At 68.9% G+C, this 15234-nt stretch carries 14 protein-coding genes and 3 tRNA genes; 10 read left to right on the top strand and 7 right to left on the bottom strand.

What is annotated here, in order from left to right:
* The first annotated feature begins 214 nt into the window (after positions 1–214).
* From ASF54_RS14125 to ASF54_RS14115, 3 genes are all read left to right on the top strand, one after another.
* A tRNA-Glu gene (locus tag ASF54_RS14125) sits at positions 215–287 on the top strand.
* Positions 288–365: 78 nt separating this feature from the next.
* Positions 366–442, top strand: a tRNA-Asp gene (locus ASF54_RS14120).
* 1 nt (position 443) lies between these two features.
* A tRNA-Phe gene (locus tag ASF54_RS14115) sits at positions 444–516 on the top strand.
* A gap of 402 nt (positions 517–918) precedes the next feature.
* On the opposite strand, the gene rocD is transcribed toward ASF54_RS14115, so the two are convergent.
* Together rocD and ddaH are read right to left on the bottom strand one after the other, a co-directional pair.
* Positions 919–2178, bottom strand: coding sequence for an ornithine--oxo-acid transaminase (rocD, locus tag ASF54_RS14110; RefSeq protein ID WP_055964457.1), 1260 nt, complete (start codon positions 2176–2178; stop codon positions 919–921).
* Positions 2175–2966, bottom strand: a complete 792-nt coding sequence (gene ddaH, locus ASF54_RS14105) for a dimethylargininase (protein ID WP_084816360.1) — start codon at positions 2964–2966, stop codon at positions 2175–2177. The genes rocD and ddaH overlap by 4 nt, the downstream gene beginning before the upstream one ends.
* Positions 2967–3138: 172 nt before the next feature.
* On the opposite strand from ddaH, the gene ASF54_RS14100 reads away from it, so the two are divergent.
* A complete protein-coding gene (locus tag ASF54_RS14100; protein WP_055964454.1) occupies positions 3139–3576 on the top strand; it encodes an Lrp/AsnC family transcriptional regulator in 438 nt (145 codons plus the stop codon).
* Positions 3577–3586: 10 nt separating this feature from the next.
* On the opposite strand, the gene ASF54_RS14095 is transcribed toward ASF54_RS14100, so the two are convergent.
* Positions 3587–7228: a proline dehydrogenase family protein gene (locus ASF54_RS14095; RefSeq protein ID WP_055964451.1), complete on the bottom strand. Its 3642-nt coding sequence runs from the start codon at positions 7226–7228 to the stop codon at positions 3587–3589.
* A gap of 41 nt (positions 7229–7269) precedes the next feature.
* On the opposite strand from ASF54_RS14095, the gene ASF54_RS14090 reads away from it, so the two are divergent.
* Complete coding sequence (locus tag ASF54_RS14090; protein WP_055964448.1) at positions 7270–7734, top strand: MarR family winged helix-turn-helix transcriptional regulator; 465 nt, start codon at positions 7270–7272, stop codon at positions 7732–7734.
* 37 nt (positions 7735–7771) lie between these two features.
* On the opposite strand, the gene ASF54_RS14085 is transcribed toward ASF54_RS14090, so the two are convergent.
* Genes ASF54_RS14085 through ASF54_RS14075 form a run of 3 tightly spaced genes read right to left on the bottom strand, consistent with a single transcriptional unit; the run spans position 7772 to position 10101 of the window.
* On the bottom strand, positions 7772–8746 hold the full coding sequence (locus ASF54_RS14085; RefSeq protein WP_055964445.1) for a DNA-3-methyladenine glycosylase family protein: 975 nt from the start codon (positions 8744–8746) through the stop codon (positions 7772–7774).
* A gap of 9 nt (positions 8747–8755) precedes the next feature.
* The gene (locus ASF54_RS16530) at positions 8756–9433 is read right to left on the bottom strand and encodes a GntR family transcriptional regulator (RefSeq protein ID WP_055964442.1); all 678 of its coding nucleotides are present in this window, start codon (positions 9431–9433) and stop codon (positions 8756–8758) included.
* Entirely contained in the window at positions 9430–10101 is a 672-nt protein-coding gene (locus tag ASF54_RS14075) for a GntR family transcriptional regulator (RefSeq protein WP_055964439.1), read from the bottom strand. Before ASF54_RS14075 ends, ASF54_RS16530 begins: the two co-directional genes overlap by 4 nt.
* Before the next feature lie 87 nt (positions 10102–10188).
* Between ASF54_RS14075 and trhO the strand changes: the two genes are divergently transcribed.
* Entirely contained in the window at positions 10189–11064 is an 876-nt protein-coding gene (gene trhO / locus ASF54_RS14070; protein ID WP_055964436.1) for an oxygen-dependent tRNA uridine(34) hydroxylase TrhO, read from the top strand.
* Between the two features lie 10 nt (positions 11065–11074).
* Complete coding sequence (locus ASF54_RS14065) at positions 11075–11563, top strand: pyridoxamine 5'-phosphate oxidase family protein (protein ID WP_055964433.1); 489 nt, start codon at positions 11075–11077, stop codon at positions 11561–11563.
* Between the two features lie 27 nt (positions 11564–11590).
* Here the strand turns inward: ASF54_RS14065 and ASF54_RS14060 are convergent, their stop codons facing one another.
* The gene (locus ASF54_RS14060; protein ID WP_055964431.1) at positions 11591–12235 is read right to left on the bottom strand and encodes a DUF4190 domain-containing protein; all 645 of its coding nucleotides are present in this window, start codon (positions 12233–12235) and stop codon (positions 11591–11593) included.
* Between the two features lie 85 nt (positions 12236–12320).
* Between ASF54_RS14060 and ASF54_RS14055 the strand changes: the two genes are divergently transcribed.
* From ASF54_RS14055 to ASF54_RS16925, 3 genes are all read left to right on the top strand, one after another.
* A complete protein-coding gene (locus ASF54_RS14055) occupies positions 12321–13346 on the top strand; it encodes a 6-phosphofructokinase (protein WP_055965393.1) in 1026 nt (341 codons plus the stop codon).
* A gap of 63 nt (positions 13347–13409) precedes the next feature.
* Positions 13410–14402, top strand: coding sequence for an MDR family oxidoreductase (locus ASF54_RS14050; protein ID WP_055964428.1), 993 nt, complete (start codon positions 13410–13412; stop codon positions 14400–14402).
* A gap of 194 nt (positions 14403–14596) precedes the next feature.
* Positions 14597–15234, top strand: a 638-nt coding sequence (locus tag ASF54_RS16925; protein WP_235481091.1) for a GntR family transcriptional regulator, incomplete at its 3' end; no start/stop codon positions are given.

Below are 15234 nucleotides of genomic sequence, written 5' to 3'. Positions count from 1 at the left end.
TCGATTACTGCATGAAGCTAATGCTGGCACGGGTTGCCGGGGGTGCACCCGGTCGGAGTGGCGCATCTGTGGACAAATCGGACGTCCCCCCAACTGGGGAGACGAGGGGCCCAGGATCCGACGGCGCGGCAGACCCGGATCCTCACGATTTTGCATTTCCGGTCTCGATCCGTATGCTTGTCCCTCGGTTGCTGGAATGCCTTCAAGCCTTCACGGCCCCATCGTTTAGTGGCCTAGGACACCGCCCTTTCACGGCGGCAGCACGGGTTCGAATCCCGTTGGGGTCACAAGGCAGTAGTATCGAAGACAACGCTGGAGCAAGTCGCAGCACCGCAACAAACACAGATTCATCAGCAACATCGTTTGGCCCTGTAGCGCAGTTGGTTAGCGCGCCGCCCTGTCACGGCGGAGGTCGCCGGTTCAAGTCCGGTCAGGGTCGCCAAGGCTGGGTAGCTCAGTTGGTAGAGCGTTCGACTGAAAATCGAAAGGTCCGCGGATCGATGCCGCGTCCAGCCACGTGCTAGTCATCACGACTCGCAGAAGCACAGAAAAGCCGCCCCCTGAGGGCGGTTTTTCGGTTAACCGCTGCCCCGCCCACCACTTTCCGGCAATGTCACCGCCTTTCGACGGTGTTTTCGCCGAAACGCGGTGCCGAATCAGCGGCAGGGCATTTATGCCTCAGGCATGTATACTTCAGATGCCGGCGTGAGGGTTCGCCGAGCAGGCGGGAGGCTGGGTACGGCCGGCCTCCCGCCCCCGCCTACCTGCCGGCGCCAGCTGGCGCCGGCCAGCCCAGGTTGCCTCCTGAGTGCCGCCAAATGCCGCTCACGCCCGCGGCGAAGAGGCATTTGGCGGCACTCGGCAGCGCGGCACGCGGCACCGCAGCACGCGGCACCGCAGCAGGCGGCACCGCAAGCCTCAGCGCAGCTCGTCCAAGACGCCCGCGAGCTGCTCCACTGCCCAGTCGAGCTCCTCGCCCGTCACCACCAGCGGCGGCGCGAGGCGGATCGTCGACCCGTGCGTGTCTTTGGCCAGCACGCCGCGACGCATGAGCCCTTCGCAGACCTCGCGCCCCGTGCCGATTGCGGGGTCGATGTCGATACCCGCCCAGAGTCCCGCCGTGCGAATGGCGACCACTCCGCGGCCGAGGAGGCCGTCGAGCGACTCTCGCAGCCGCGCCCCGAGCACCGACGCCCGCTCCTGGAACTCCCCCGTCGAGAGCATCGCGACGACCTCGCGGCCCACCGCAGCGGCCAACGGGTTGCCTCCGAACGTCGACCCGTGTTCGCCGGGCCGGATCACGCCGACCACCGCGGCGTCGCCGACGACGGCGCTGACCGGAACGATCCCGCCGCCGAGCGCCTTGCCGAGCAGGTACAGGTCGGGCACGACGCCGCTCAGGTCGGAGCTGACGGTCGTGCCGGTGCGGCCGAGCCCCGACTGGATCTCGTCGGCGATCATGAGCACGTTGCGAGCCGAGGTGAGCTCGCGCACCGCCGGCAGGTACTCCGCCGGCGGGATAACTACTCCGGCCTCGCCCTGGATCGGCTCCAGCAGCACGGCGACGGTGTCGTCGTCGATGGCTGCGGCGAGCGCGTCGACGTCGCCGTACGGCACCGAGACGAACCCGGGGGTGTACGGGCCGAAGTCGGCACGGGCCTCCGGGTCGCCCGAGAAGCTGATGATCGTCGTCGTGCGGCCGTGGAAGTTGCCGTCCATCACGATGATCTTCGCGCGACCGTCTGCCACGCCCTTGACCCGGTAGCCCCAGGCCCGAGCGATCTTGATCGCGGACTCGACGGCCTCGGCGCCGGTGTTCATCGGCAAGACCATCTCTTTGCCGAGAAGGGTGCCGAGCTCGGCGGCGAACGGCCCCAGCTGGTCGTTGTGGAACGCCCGGCTCGTGAGCGTCACGCGGTCGAGCTGCGCCCGGGCGGCCTCGATCAGCCGCGGGTTGCCGTGCCCGAAGTTGACGGCCGAGTACGCCGCGAGGCAGTCGAGGTAGCGATTACCCTCGACGTCGGTCACCCAGGCGCCGTCACCCGAGGCGACCACGACGGGCAGCGGGTGGTAGTTGTGGGCGAGCGTGCGCTCCTCGACCTCGATGGCGGCGGACGACGAGCCCGACGACGGGAGGGCAGAGGATCCGGCCGAAGCCGCTCCGGTCGACGTCGTCATCGCCGCAACTCGAGCGTGCAGCACTTCACGCCGCCGCCGCCGAGCAGCAGCTCGGAGAGGTCGACGCCGATGGGGTTGTAGCCGCGCTCGCGCAGCTGCTTCTCGAAGCCCTTGGCGCGGGCGGCGATCACGACGTTGTAGCCGTCGCTGTACGAGTTGAGGCCGAGGATCGCGGCGTCTTCTTCGCTGACGAGGATCGCGTCGGGGTAGCGCTCTCGCAGAATGGCCAGCGAGGGCTCGTCGAAGGCGCTCTCGAGGTAGGCGATGTTGTTGTGGCCGTCGACCGGCTCGGGGTCGAGCACGGCGATCGCCGTGTCGAGGTGGTAGAAGCTCGGGTTGATGAGCTTCAGCGTGATGACGGGTCGACCGAAGATGGCGGCCAGTTCTTCGTGCGACGTCGAGTCGCTGCGGAAGCCGGTGCCGGCGAGGATCACGTCGCCGACGAGGAGGAAGTCGCCCTCGCCCTCGTTGATCTGCTCGGGCGCTTTGACGTCGTAGCCGTTGGCGCCGAACCACTCCATGTAGGCGGGGCCCTCGGGCTGGCGCTCGGGGTAGGTGAAGCTGGCGCCGTAGGCCTTGCCGTCGAGCACGAAGCCGCCGTTGGCCGAGTAGACCATGTCGGGCAGGCCGTCGATCGGGTCGATCAGCTCGACGTCGAAGCCGAGGCCGACGTAGGTGTCATAGAGCGTCTGCCACTGGGCGACGGCCTTCGAGGTGTCGGTCGGGTCTTCCGGGTGCATCCACGGGTTGATGCGGTAGCTCACGGTGAAGAAGTCCGGTCGGCACATCAGGATGGTTCGGTGGGACGCGACGCGCGTCGGGACGGTGGTCTGCTGGGAATCGGTGTCGATGCTCACGCTTGCCAGTGTCACACGTCAATCGCGCATGCTGGAAGCGTTAGACGCAACTATCCTGCAGGATCCCCCGGCTCACGCAATAAAGGACCGGTACAGTCGCGGCGTGGACAATCTCGACTTCAGCATCATCGACCTGCTCCGTCAGAACGCCCGCGCCGGCTACGGCGACATCGGCGCGGTGGTCGGCCTCAGTGCCTCAGCTGTCAAGCGGCGGGTGGATCGCATGGTCGGCGACGGGGTGATTCGCGGGTTCACCGTTCAGGTCGACCCGGCCGTCGACGGTTTGGCGACGGAGGCCTATGTCGAGTTGTTCTGCCGAGGAACGGTGTCTCCTGCAGAGTTGCAGCGGATCCTGAGCACTGTTCCCGAGGTCGTCGATGCCGGAACGGTGACGGGCAGCGCCGACGCGATCGTGCACATGCGGTCGCGCGACATTCCGTCGCTGGAGGGCGCGCTCGAGCGGGTGCGGAACGCGCCGAACGTCGATCACACGCGAAGCGCCATCGTGCTGTCGAAACTGATCAACCGGCAGCCCGCCTAGTCGGCACTGCCTAGAAGCGCAGTCGCTCCAAAGCCGGCACCGGATTGCCGAACCGGTGCGCCGTCAGCGAGATCGCCTGCTCCCGGAGGAACGGCAGCAGCTCGACCCGCCCCGCTTCGGTCACCTCGCCGGCGTAGATCGCGACATCGAGGCTGCCCTCGACCGCTCGCGCCAGCGCCGACGCGTCGCCCCCGATGAGGCGGATGCGGACTCCGCGGTACGTCGATGGGCCCGGGCCGTCGAGCCTCGACGACGGGTCTCGGGCCAGAAGTGCCGCTCGGTCGAGCGAGACGGTGTTCTGCATGCCGAGCTGGATCAGACCAGAGTCTCGGGTGGCCCGCTCGATCAGGGCGAGGTCGTCGTCGACGGGTTCGTCGGGTGCGCCCTGGAGGAGGCCCGCCGCGGCTCGCGCGAGCCAGAGCCCCTCGTTCTCGACGGTGATGTCGTCGACCCGCACCGGCGTCGAGTTGGATCGCAGCAGCTGCACGAGCGTCGACGGCAGGGGCTGGGCCGTACTGATGGTGAGGGCCGAACCCGAGACCGCCGCGGCGATGACGACGCGGACGAGGTCGGCCATTCGAGCACCCGTCGACAGCCGCACGATGACCGGCACCGGCAGGTACCTCAGCACGTTGCGCTCGACGCCGAGGGCGGAGACGTCGCTCGAGACGGCGAAGCGCTCACGCCAGGCCCGGAGGTCGGAGGCCGCGGCGGAGCGGACGAAGTCGAACTCTTCGAACGAGAGCACCGAGCGGGTGGCCTCGATGATCTCGACTCCGACGCCCGGAACCCCGTCGAGGCTGATCGACGTGGCCGGCTCGCGCGCGACGCGCTTCCAGTCGGTGAGGGCGGCCACGTGGTTCGGCCCACCGGCTTTCGCCCCGGTGCCGACCGACGAGCGCTTCCAGCCGCCGAAGGGCTGCCGGCGAACGACGGCCCCGGTCGTGCCGCGATTGACGTACAGGTTGCCGGCCTGCACGCGGCTCGACCAGATCGCGATCTCGTCGGGGTCGAGCGACTGCAGACCGGCGGTGAGGCCGTACTCGACCGCGTTCTGCCACTCGATGGCCTGCTCGAGCGTCTCAGCGCGCATGATGCCGATCACGGGGCCGAAGTATTCGGTGAGGTGGAACTCGCTGCCCGGCCGGACCCCCTCGCGGATGCCGGGGCTCCAGAGCACGCCGGTCTCGTCGAGGGATTTCGGGGCAAGGATCCAGGATTCGCCTGCCGACAGCACGCCGAGGCCTCGTGCGAGCTTGCCCTCCGGCGGGTCGATCAGCGGGCCCATCCTGGTCGTCGCCACGTCGGGGTAGCCGACCCGGATGCTCTCGACGGCATCGATCAGCTGACGCCGGAAGCGGGCGCTCTCGCCCACGGTGCCGACGAGGATCACCAAAGAGGCCGCGGAGCACTTCTGGCCCGCGTGCCCGAAGGCGCTCGAGACGATGTCGGCCACGGCGAGGTCGAGGTCGGCCGTCGGGGTGACCACGATCGCGTTCTTCCCGCTGGTCTCGGCGTTGACCGGTAGATCGGCCCGCCAGGAGCGGAAGGTGGCGGCGGTCTCGAAGGAGCCGGTGAGGAGAACCCGGTCGACGGCGGGGTGGGCGATGAGATCGCGACCGAGGGCCTCCTCGTCGAGGTCGACGATTGCGAGCAGAGAACGGGGCACGCCCGCCTTCCAGAGGATCTCGGCGACGACGGCCGCGGAGCGATGAGCCTGGGGTGCTGGCTTCAGGATCACCCCGCTCCCGGCCGCGAGGGCAGCGAGGATCCCGCCCACCGGGATCGAGACCGGAAAGTTCCAGGGCGGGGCGACCACGGTGACCCGCGGCGGGACGGCGACCGCGCCGTCGACGAGATCGAGTTCGCGAGCCAGCTCGGCGTAGTAGTGGGCGAAGTCGATCGCCTCGGTGACTTCGGGGTCGCCCTCCGCCATCGTCTTGCCGGTCTCGCTCGCCATGACCTCGATCAACTCGGCACGGTGGGCCGCCAGGGCCATTCCGGCCAGGTCGAGCAGCTCGGCGCGCGTCGACCCGTCTTCGCGGCCCCACTTCACCCCGGCCTCGGCCACGCGCGCAATGATCTCTTCGAGGGCGCTGGCGTCGTCGATCCAGGATTCGTCGATCGTCTCGACTCCGAGCTCGGAGGTGCCGGCGCGACGGAGGAGGCGTCGGGCCCAAGTGCGATTGGCCTCGAGCGAGGCGTCGGTGTCGCTGCTGTTCGAGAATCCGCCGGTCGTCAGCGCCGCCGGAGCCGTCTCGGAGGCGAGACGCCGCGAGCGGTCTTGACGACGGTTCGGCCGGGGCACCCGGTCGTCGAGCGCCTCGAGCGAGGCGAGGAAGCGCGATTTCTCCCGGTCGAAGACCTCCTGGTCGGTCGCCAGGTCGAAGGCCCCCGAGAGGAAGTTGTCGGGTGATGCGCTCTCTTCGAGGCGCCGCACCAGGTAGCTGATGGCGGAGTCGAACTCGCGCGGGTGGACGACGGGCGTGTAGAGCAGGAGCTCCCCCACGTCGGCTCGGACGGCCGCGGCCTGAGCCGTCGTCATGCCGAGCAGCATCTCGAAGTCGACGCGGTTCGTCACCATGCGCGCTTTGGCGAGGTTCCAGGCGTAGGCGACGTCGAAGAGGTTGTGCCCCGCGACGCCGATCTTGACGACGGCCGCGTTGTCGAACGTCAGCGCCCAGTTGAGCAGGCGCTTGTAGTTGGTGTCGGTCTCGACCTTCGACGACCAGGTCGCCAGCGGCCAGCCGTGCACCGCGGCGTCGACCCGCTCCATCGCGAGGTTCGCCCCCTTGACGATCCTGACCTTGATCGGGGCACCGCCGCGCGAGACCCGACTGCGCGACCAGTCGGTCAGCAGCTGGAGAGAGGCGAGGGCATCGGGCAGGTAGGCCTGGAGCACGATACCGGCCTCGAGGCCGAGCATCTCGGGGCTGTCGAGGATCCTGGTGAAGACATCGATGGTGAGATCGAGGTCGTGGTACTCCTCCATGTCGAGGTTGATGAACTTCGGCGTGGGTGACGCCACGGCGAGCTCGTAGAGCGGCCGGAGGCGATCGACGAGGCGGTCACTCGTCTCTTCGAACGCCCAGAGCGAGAGCTGGCTGGCGACGGCGCTGACCTTGATCGACACGTAGTCGACGTCGTCGCGCTCGAGGAGATCGCGGGTGCCCTGGAGGCGGCGATCCGCCTCGGCCTCGCCGAGCACGGCCTCGCCGAGGAGGTTGAGGTTCAGCCGCGACCCGTCGGCCCGCAGCTTCGTGAGCGCGGAGCCGAGCCTCGACGGTGTCGCATCGACGATCAGGTGCTCGACCATCTTGCGAAGGGCCCGCCGGGCCAACGGCACGGTCGGCCAGGCGGCGCCGGATGCGAGACCGCCACCCGCCGAGAACGCCGCGCGGAGGTGCCAGGGCAAGAACTTCGGGATCGAGTGGCTCAGCTCTTCGAGACTGCGGGCAGCCACGGTGCGGTCTTCGGGGCGCACGACTCGGTCGACGAAATCGAGGGTGAAATCGAGGCCCTCGCGATTGCGCAGCACGCCGGCGAGACGAGCCGCCGACGGGTCGATCTTGACCTCGGACGACGCCTCGAGCCAGCGCCGAACGGTCTCGACGGTCTCGGAGGCGAGGTCAGTGGTGCGCACGTCGGACATGATTCGAGGATATGCCGCACCCCCGTCCCTACACTGGGCGAATGGCCGAGGGATTGACGGAAGACGACTGGGCCGTCTGGGACGCCTTCTACTCGATGCGCCGCCGCCTCGATCGAGCCCTCGAAGTGCAGCTGCACGAAGAGAGCGGGGTCTCGGCTCCCGAATACGAGATGCTCGTCGGCCTGGGCCGCTCCCGTGACCGCCGGCTCCGAGTACGCGACATCGCCGAGCAGATCGGCTGGGAGAAGAGTCGCGTCAGCCATCAGGTCACCCGGATGGAGAGGCGTGGGTTCGTCCGCCGAAGCGACTGCGATTCGGACGGCCGCGGCACCTGGGTGGAGATGACCGCCGACGGCAGACGCGCGATGCTGGAGGCGAGCCGCGGCCACAACGAGGCGATCAAGCGCTACTTCGTCGACCTGCTGGGCGATGACGCCGATCGGCTGTCTGCGTTTTCGGAGCGGGTGCTCGGAGCCCTCCGGGCGGAGTCTGACCCCCGGCCTTAGGTGCTCGCAGCACCGTGCCCCGAGCGCTGGCTCGAACTCAGTGGCCGCGGTGATCCTGGATCGTCATGCGCGGTCCGAACCTCGGCTTGCGGAATCCGCTCACCCCGATGAGTCGCATCACCCTCTCGCGATTGCCCCGCCACGGTTCGAGGAGCTCGAGCATGCCGTCGTCGTCGACCGGCTTTCCGATCAGCGCCCAACCGACCAGGGCCGGGAGGTGGTAATCGCCGACACTCGGCGAATCGGGGTCGCCGTGAGCCCGCTGGCTCGTCTCGGCGGCGGTCCAGACGCCGACGCCGACGACGCTCCGCAGCCTTCGCTGCACCTCGTCGCCGCCTCGGCCGAGCGCGAGAGTGCGCTCGAGGCCCGGCGCGACCGCGCACACCCGCATGATGGTCGCCGATCGTTGCGGGCCGACCCCGGCACGGTGCCACTCCCAGCTCGGGATCGACTTGAAGGTCGAGGCGTCGGGCGGCACCATCAGCTCCGACGGGCCCGGCACGGTGGCGACCGGCCCCGGCGCCGCCTCGCCGAAACGGCGAACGAGATAGCGCCAGGCACCCCAGGCCTCCCGGCTCGTCACCTTCTGCTCGAGGATCGCCGGAACGAGCATCTGCAGCACCTGATTGGTGCGAGTGAGTCGAAGGCCCGGGTTTCGTCGCCGGGCGTCGGCGAGGAACGAGTTGGCCGCGACGTCGAGCGACGACCAGTCGTCGCCGTGGCCGAGAAGATCGGGGACCGCGCCGATCACCCAGTCGGCACCCGCGCCCCAGGCAACCGCCTCGACGCTGGATGAGCGTGCCGTCAGCCGGAGCGTGGCGGCGCCCAGCGGGGTTCGGACACCGCGCCAGACCGAGCCGTCGACCACGCGGAAGGTCGGATCGCCGGCGCCCCGAGAGAGCGAACGCACGGTCTGGCCGAGATGAACCGGATCGCGGGGCGCGTAGACGGTGCGGACTTCGCGAACCGGCTCACCGCCCGGGGCGGACCCCGGAGCGGTGATCGTCGACATGGCAGAAGGTTAACCGCTGCCACCGACGCGCACGATCCGCCAGGAGAACCGCTCGCGAAGCACGTCGGCCACGACGCGGCCGTCGCGCCGATCGGCCGCGGCGAGCAGAGCCTCCGCCAAGGCCGTCAGCTCGGCCCCGTCGCCGAAGGCGCGCAGGCTCGAGAAGGAGAACGCCAACCGGACGCGGATCTCGAAGAGCAGGTCGAGCAACAGGGGGTTGCCCGTCCGGTGGGCGAAGAACGAGACCGCCTCGTCGACGAGGGCGAGATCGGCGCGCGACCATGCGTGCTCGCCCTGTTGCGCCGCGAGCTCGGTTACCCGGCCGAAGCACCGGTGGAGCTCGGCGAGATCGTCGTCGCCGAGACCGGGAACGACCGCCTCTGCGACCCACGCGTGCAAGGCGGCATACAGTTGCAGCGTTTCGAGCAGCGACGACCGCGTCGGAACGGCGACCCGCGTGAACCGGTTCGGGGCCATCTCGACCAGCCCGACCTCGGCGAGGCGCTCGAGGGCGGTGCGGATGGGTGTGCGCGAGACCCCGAGCCACTGGATCAGCTCATCGTCGTGCAGGCGCTCCCCGGCCACGAGGGTGCCGTTCAGGATCGCCACGAGAAGGCTCCGCCGCGCGCCGTCGCTGAGCAGCTCGCGGGTGCGTGCCGAGGGCGCAGCCCCGGGGACGGGGCTCACGCGGTCACTCCACAGAGCCGTCGACCCGTGGATTGCACGTGACGGATCGCCTCCCCGGCCGCCGCGGAGTCGCGCGCCTCGACCGCCTCGTCGAGCCGTTCGAAGACGCTCTCGAGCAGGAGCTTGTCCATGGAATCGCCCTGCAGTGACATCTGGAACCGGAGCGCGGCCCCGATCCGCACGACCAGAACGCGGAGGAGCTCGTTGTCGGAGTGCTCGCTGAAGAAGAACATCGCGCGGCGCATGTGTTCGACCGCCTCTTCGGCGCGGGAGCCGTCGTGCTCTCGACAGGCCCGGGCCGCTTCGGCCAGCAGCTCGCGGCACTCGAGAGCGCTCGTCTCGTCGAGGGTCTCGATGGTGAGGCGGGTCGCGAGCTCCCAGAAGGCGCACATCACTTGGAGGAGCTCGGGGATCCGGCCGGGCGCCGCGGGGCTCACCCGGGTGAAGCGGTTGGGTCGGCTCTCGATCAGGTTCATCTCGACGAGACGGTCGATGGCCAGACGGATCGGGGTGCGCGAGACTCCCAGCCACTCCTGCAGTTCGACGTCGCGGATTCGCTCACCCGGTTGGAGTGTTCCGTCGAGGATCGCCTGGAACAGACGGTCGAAGACCTCGTCTTTTCGGAGTCTCCGATGAAAATCGACTGTCGGGCGTGATGGTATCGGCATCGGGCTCCCTAACTGCTCGAATGGATGGAGAATACACATGTCACACACTACTGCAGGCGGGGAGAACGGCATGGCTAGACTCCTGCAGTGGCAACCCCGAAGATCCTGTTGTTCTACGTGTTCACCCCCCTCCCCGACCCGGCGGCGATTCGGCTTTGGCAGCGCGACCTGTGCGAGCTCCTCGGGCTGACCGGGCGCATCGTCATCTCTCGGCAGGGCATCAACGGCACGGTGGGCGGCGATCTGCCGAACGTCAAGCGCTACCTCCGCAAGACGCGTGAGTACGCACCGTTTCGCGACGCCGACGTCAAGTGGAGCGAGGGTCAGGGCGACGACTTTCCTCGGCTCAGCGTGAAGGTCCGTGACGAGATCGTCAGCTTCGGCGCTCCCGGCGAGCTCGAGGTCGACAGCGGCGGGGTGGTCGGAGGCGGGGTGAGGCTGAGCCCGGAGGAGCTGCACGCCCTCGTCGCCGAGAAAGACGTGACCTTCTTCGACGGACGCAACGAATTCGAGGCGAGGATCGGTCGATTCCGCGGTGCCGTCGTGCCCGACGTCCAGAACACGCGCGAGTTCGTGACCGAAATCGACTCGGGCCGCTACGACCATCTCAAAGACGAGCCGATCGTCACCTACTGCACCGGTGGCGTGCGCTGCGAAGTCCTCTCCTCGCTCCTGATCGATCGCGGGTTCCGCGAGGTGTATCAGCTCGACGGAGGCATCGTCCGCTACGGCGAGCGCTTCGGCGACGACGGCCTCTGGGAGGGCGCGCTCACCGTGTTCGACGGACGGGAGAAGGTCGAGTTCAGCGACCACGCGAAGGTCCTCGGATCCTGCGTTCTCTGTGGCGCGCCCTCCTCGCACCTCCAGAACTGCTCCGACCCGTCATGCCGGGTGCGGCTCGTCGTCTGCGACGAGCACTCGCCTGAGGCTCCGCTGTGCGACGTGCACGCACCCCGGGCGTAGCGTCCGACACATGACTGCCACCGCTGAAGAACTCCAGACCGTCTCCGATGTGCTCGACAAGGCGCGCATCGGCTTGCTCACCACCGTCGACGCCGAGAAGCACCTCGTCAGCCGCCCGCTGGCCCTCATCGACCGTCCGTTCGACGGCGACGTCTGGTTCTTCGTCGCCAAAGACAGCCACAAGGTGCACGACATCGAGACCACCCCCGAGGTGAACGTCGCCGTCGACACGTCGAAGGGCTGGCTGTCGATCTCGGGCACGGCGTCGCTGACACAGGACTCCGCGAAGATCGACGAGCTCTGGAACACCGGTGCCGAGGCCTGGTTCGATCAGGGCCGCGACGACCCGCAGGTCTCGCTGCTGCGTGTCGAGGCGCACACCATCGAGTCGTGGACGAGCACCGAGCCGAAGGCGATCACCCTCTTCAAGTACGCCAAGGCGGCCGCGACCGGCGGCCACCCTAAGAACGTCGGCGAGAACGAGACCATCTCGCTCTAGCCGCGTTGCCCTCCGGTCGCGTGAGGGCTAGCTGCAGGTCACGAGGTCGCCCGACGACGTGTAATACTGCCCCGGGCCGACGAGCGAGCACTGCTGTGCCAGCTCGACCTCATAGCGCACCCACGACAGGACGATCGAGCCGAACAGCAGCACGCTGAGGCTGGACACGATCACTCCGGCGATGCCGATGCCGCCGGTGAGCCCGACGGCACGGGATTTCCGGATCGAGTGGACCCCGATGAAGAGCCCGATGATGCCGAAGAAGATCCCGACGGCGATCGAGGCGATTCCGGTCGACCGACCGGGGTCGACCTCGACCGGCATCCAGTCGTACGCGGGAGTCTCGTAGAGCGGTTCGGCACCCTTCTCGCTCTCGAACTCGGCGAAGAGGTGCTCGCTCGACGGCGCCTCGCGCGAGGGCACCGACGAGTCGGGCGCTGGCGGTGCAGCCCAGTCGACGGGCGGCGCCACCGGCGGCGCGAACGCCGGCGGCTGGGGGGTCGTCTGCGCGACCGGCGGGAGCGCAGGATCCGACGCGGCCGGCTCCAGCTGACCGGCGAACTCCGGCAGCACGGGCGGCGGGCCCGGGGCACCGACGTGCTGCGTCTCGCCGCCGGGCGCACCGCGTCGGAAGCGCGTGAGGCGCGGATCGTTCTCTGCCGGAGGAGCCATTGCCTCGACCCTATTACGCCGGTGGGCCATGATGGAGCGAGTGCGGCCGGAACCCGGTGGCTGCGACGACCCACGGAGAGCAATGATGCGAATCGGAATTCTGACCAGTGGCGGCGACTGCCCCGGATTGAACGCGGTCATCCGTGGCGCGGTGCTCAAGGGGATCCAGATCCACGGGCAGGAGTTCGTGGGGTTCCGCGACGGCTGGCGGGGGGTCGTCGAGTCGGACATCGTGCCTCTCGGCCGCAAAGAGATCCAGGGCATCGCCAAGCAGGGCGGCACGATCCTCGGCACGAGCCGCACGAATCCCTTCGAGGGCAACGGCGGGGTCGAGCGGATCACCGAGAACCTCGAGCGGCGGGGCATCGACGCCCTGATCGCCATCGGCGGCGAGGGCACCCTCGCGGCGGCCAAGAGGCTGACCGACGCCGGTCTGAAGATCGTCGGCGTTCCCAAGACGGTCGACAACGATCTGGGCGCCACCGACTACACGTTCGGCTTCGACACGGCCGTCCAGATCGCCGTCGACGCGATGGATCGCCTCCGGACGACCGGGGAGTCGCACAGCCGCTGCATGGTCGCCGAGGTCATGGGCCGTCACGTCGGCTGGATCGCCCTGCACTCGGGCATGGCCGCCGGCGCGCACGCCATCCTGATCCCGGAGCAGAAGACCAGCGTCGAGCAGCTCGCCGAGTGGGTCCGCTCGGCCTACGACCGCGGACGGGCGCCGCTCGTCGTCGTCGCCGAGGGGTTCGTTCCCGACGAAGAAGACGACGCCCACTCCGAGCGCGGCCTCGATGCCTTCGGCCGACCGCGGCTCGGCGGCATCGGCGAGCGCCTCGCCCCGCTGATCGAAGAGCTGACCGGCATCGAGACGAGAGCCACGACCCTGGGGCACATCCAGCGCGGCGGCACGCCCTCGGCGTACGACCGGGTTCTCGCGACACGCCTCGGAATGGCCGCCAGCGACTCGGTCGCCGAGGGGCGCTGGGGGCGCATGGTCGCCCTCCGCGGAACCGAGATCGAGCACGTCTCGTTCGAGGAGGCCCTCGGAACCCTCAAGGTGGTGCCGCAGAACCGGTACGACGAGGCGGCCATCCTCTTCGGCTAGGTCGGGGCTGCCGAGAGGCAATGTGCCCGTCGTTATTCGACGCACCTGGCGTAGCGTCGAGTCATGACCCGCGCCGTAGTCGTCTCCGAGTCCGAACCAGCGACCCTCCAAGAGGTCGACGACAGCTTCCTCCGGGGCGGCGGCGAACCGGCCCCGGGCGAGGTCACGATCGACGTGTCGTGGTCGAGCCTCAACTACAAAGACGGGATGGCGCTCGGGGGTGACCGCGGGGTCGCCAGGATCCTTCCGCTCATTCCCGGTATCGACCTGGTCGGCACCGTCGCTGCGGGCGATGCAGACGGGCGCTTCGTCGCGGGACAGCAGGTGGTCCTCACCGGAGCGGGAATCGGCGAAACGCGCCACGGAGGTTTGGCCGAGCGGGCAATCGTCGATGCCGCGTCGCTGGTCGAGCTGCCCGAGGCACTCACTCCTCGGCGTGCGGCGGCGATCGGCACGGCCGGTTTCACCGCGATGCTCAGCGTGCTGAAGCTCGAGCGCGACGTCGCGCCTGACGCGGGCGACATCCTGGTGACCGGGGCGACGGGCGGTGTCGGCTCGATCGCGGTCGCCCTCCTGGCCCGCCTCGGCTACCGCGTGGTGGCGTGCACCGGTCGAGCCGAGCTGACGGACTACCTCCGGGGTCTCGGAGCGGCTTCGGTGATCCCGCGGGAGTCGCTCGGCGAGCCCGGAAAACCTTTGCAGCGCGCCCTGTATGCCGGGGCTGTGGACTGCGTCGGCAGCACGACCCTCGCGAACGTCCTCGCGCAGACGAGATGGGGCGGGACGGTCACCGCCTGCGGCCTCGCTCAGGGTAGCGACCTGCCGACCACCGTGCTCCCGTTCATCCTCCGGGCCGTCTCGCTGGTCGGCATCAACTCGGTGGAGGCTCCGCTGTCGCTTCGCCGAACCGCCTGGCAACGACTGTCCCGCGACCTCGATCCGGCACTGCTCGACTCTGTGACGGAGGAGGCCTCGCTGGCCGAGGCCATCGATCTCGGACCGGAGATTCTCGGGGGACGCATTCGTGGTCGAACGGTGATCGACGTTCGTCGCTGACTCCGCCCAGAGCACGAGCGCGGTGGCTCGACAACCGGTCGGAGTTATCCTAGAGTCTGAGATACTCGATACATTCAACTGCATGGAAGGTGAGGCATGCCCGCCCGCACCCGCTCCCGTGCAGCAGCAGTCAAGCCCGATTGACCGTCGGTCGTCCCCCGGCGACCACCGATCCGATGTACCAGGGAGCCCCGATGCCAGTCCCCCGCCCCACCCCGGAAAACCAGGAACCTCGCCGCCTCCTCCGCGACGTCGTCTACGACAAGATGTTCCTCGCCATCCTCGACGGCACCCTCGAACTCGGCGAACGCTTGAACGACGACGAGCTCGTCCGCTGGCTCGGCGTCTCCCGCACCCCCGTGCGCGAAGCCATCGCCAAACTGGCCGAACAGGGCCTCGTCGACATCGAGGCCAACCGCTACACGCGCGTCGTCGCCCCGAGCTTCGAGCAGTTCACCGATACGATCCGGACGGGCTACGACCTCTGGTCGATCGTGATGAAGCGCGGCGTGCCGAACCTCACCGACGCCGACCGCACCTTCGTCGTCAACGCCCTCGGCCAGCGCGCCAAAGACCTCGCCGCCCACAAGCGCGAAGACCTCGCGACGCTCGACGCCTTCAACCTCCGAGTCGTGACCGCGGCGAACAGCCCCATGCTCTCGCGCCTCTGGGCGGCGACCGGTCCGCTGACCGCCCTGCTGTTCCAGCGGGCCGGCGCGAAAGACATCTTCCCGTTCGAACCGGGCGCGACCTTCAGCAAAGAGCTCGCGAAGGCGATCAAGGCGAACGACGCCGACCGCGCCGCCGAGCTCGTCGCGAACCAGCCGGACAA

It is taken from the genome of Frondihabitans sp. Leaf304, from assembly GCF_001423105.1.
In the GTDB taxonomy this organism is placed as follows: Bacteria; Actinomycetota; Actinomycetes; order Actinomycetales; family Microbacteriaceae; genus Frondihabitans.
This window is presented reverse-complemented; position numbering and strand designations above follow the sequence as displayed.

Excerpts from the sequence above, each read along its gene's own strand:
- ddaH (WP_084816360.1), bottom strand. The coding sequence starts at position 2,966 with ATGTGCCGACCGGACTTCTTCACCGTGAGCTACCGCATCAACCCGTGG.
- ASF54_RS14050 (WP_055964428.1), top strand. The coding sequence starts at position 13,410 with ATGACCCGCGCCGTAGTCGTCTCCGAGTCCGAACCAGCGACCCTCCAA.
- ASF54_RS14055 (WP_055965393.1), top strand. The coding sequence starts at position 12,321 with ATGCGAATCGGAATTCTGACCAGTGGCGGCGACTGCCCCGGATTGAAC.
- ASF54_RS14090 (WP_055964448.1), top strand. The coding sequence starts at position 7,270 with ATGGCCGAGGGATTGACGGAAGACGACTGGGCCGTCTGGGACGCCTTC.
- ASF54_RS14085 (WP_055964445.1), bottom strand. The coding sequence starts at position 8,746 with ATGTCGACGATCACCGCTCCGGGGTCCGCCCCGGGCGGTGAGCCGGTT.
- ASF54_RS14065 (WP_055964433.1), top strand. The coding sequence starts at position 11,075 with ATGACTGCCACCGCTGAAGAACTCCAGACCGTCTCCGATGTGCTCGAC.
- ASF54_RS14060 (WP_055964431.1), bottom strand. The coding sequence starts at position 12,235 with ATGGCTCCTCCGGCAGAGAACGATCCGCGCCTCACGCGCTTCCGACGC.
- ASF54_RS14095 (WP_055964451.1), bottom strand. The coding sequence starts at position 7,228 with ATGTCCGACGTGCGCACCACTGACCTCGCCTCCGAGACCGTCGAGACC.
- rocD (WP_055964457.1), bottom strand. The coding sequence starts at position 2,178 with ATGACGACGTCGACCGGAGCGGCTTCGGCCGGATCCTCTGCCCTCCCG.
- ASF54_RS14075 (WP_055964439.1), bottom strand. The coding sequence starts at position 10,101 with ATGCCGATACCATCACGCCCGACAGTCGATTTTCATCGGAGACTCCGA.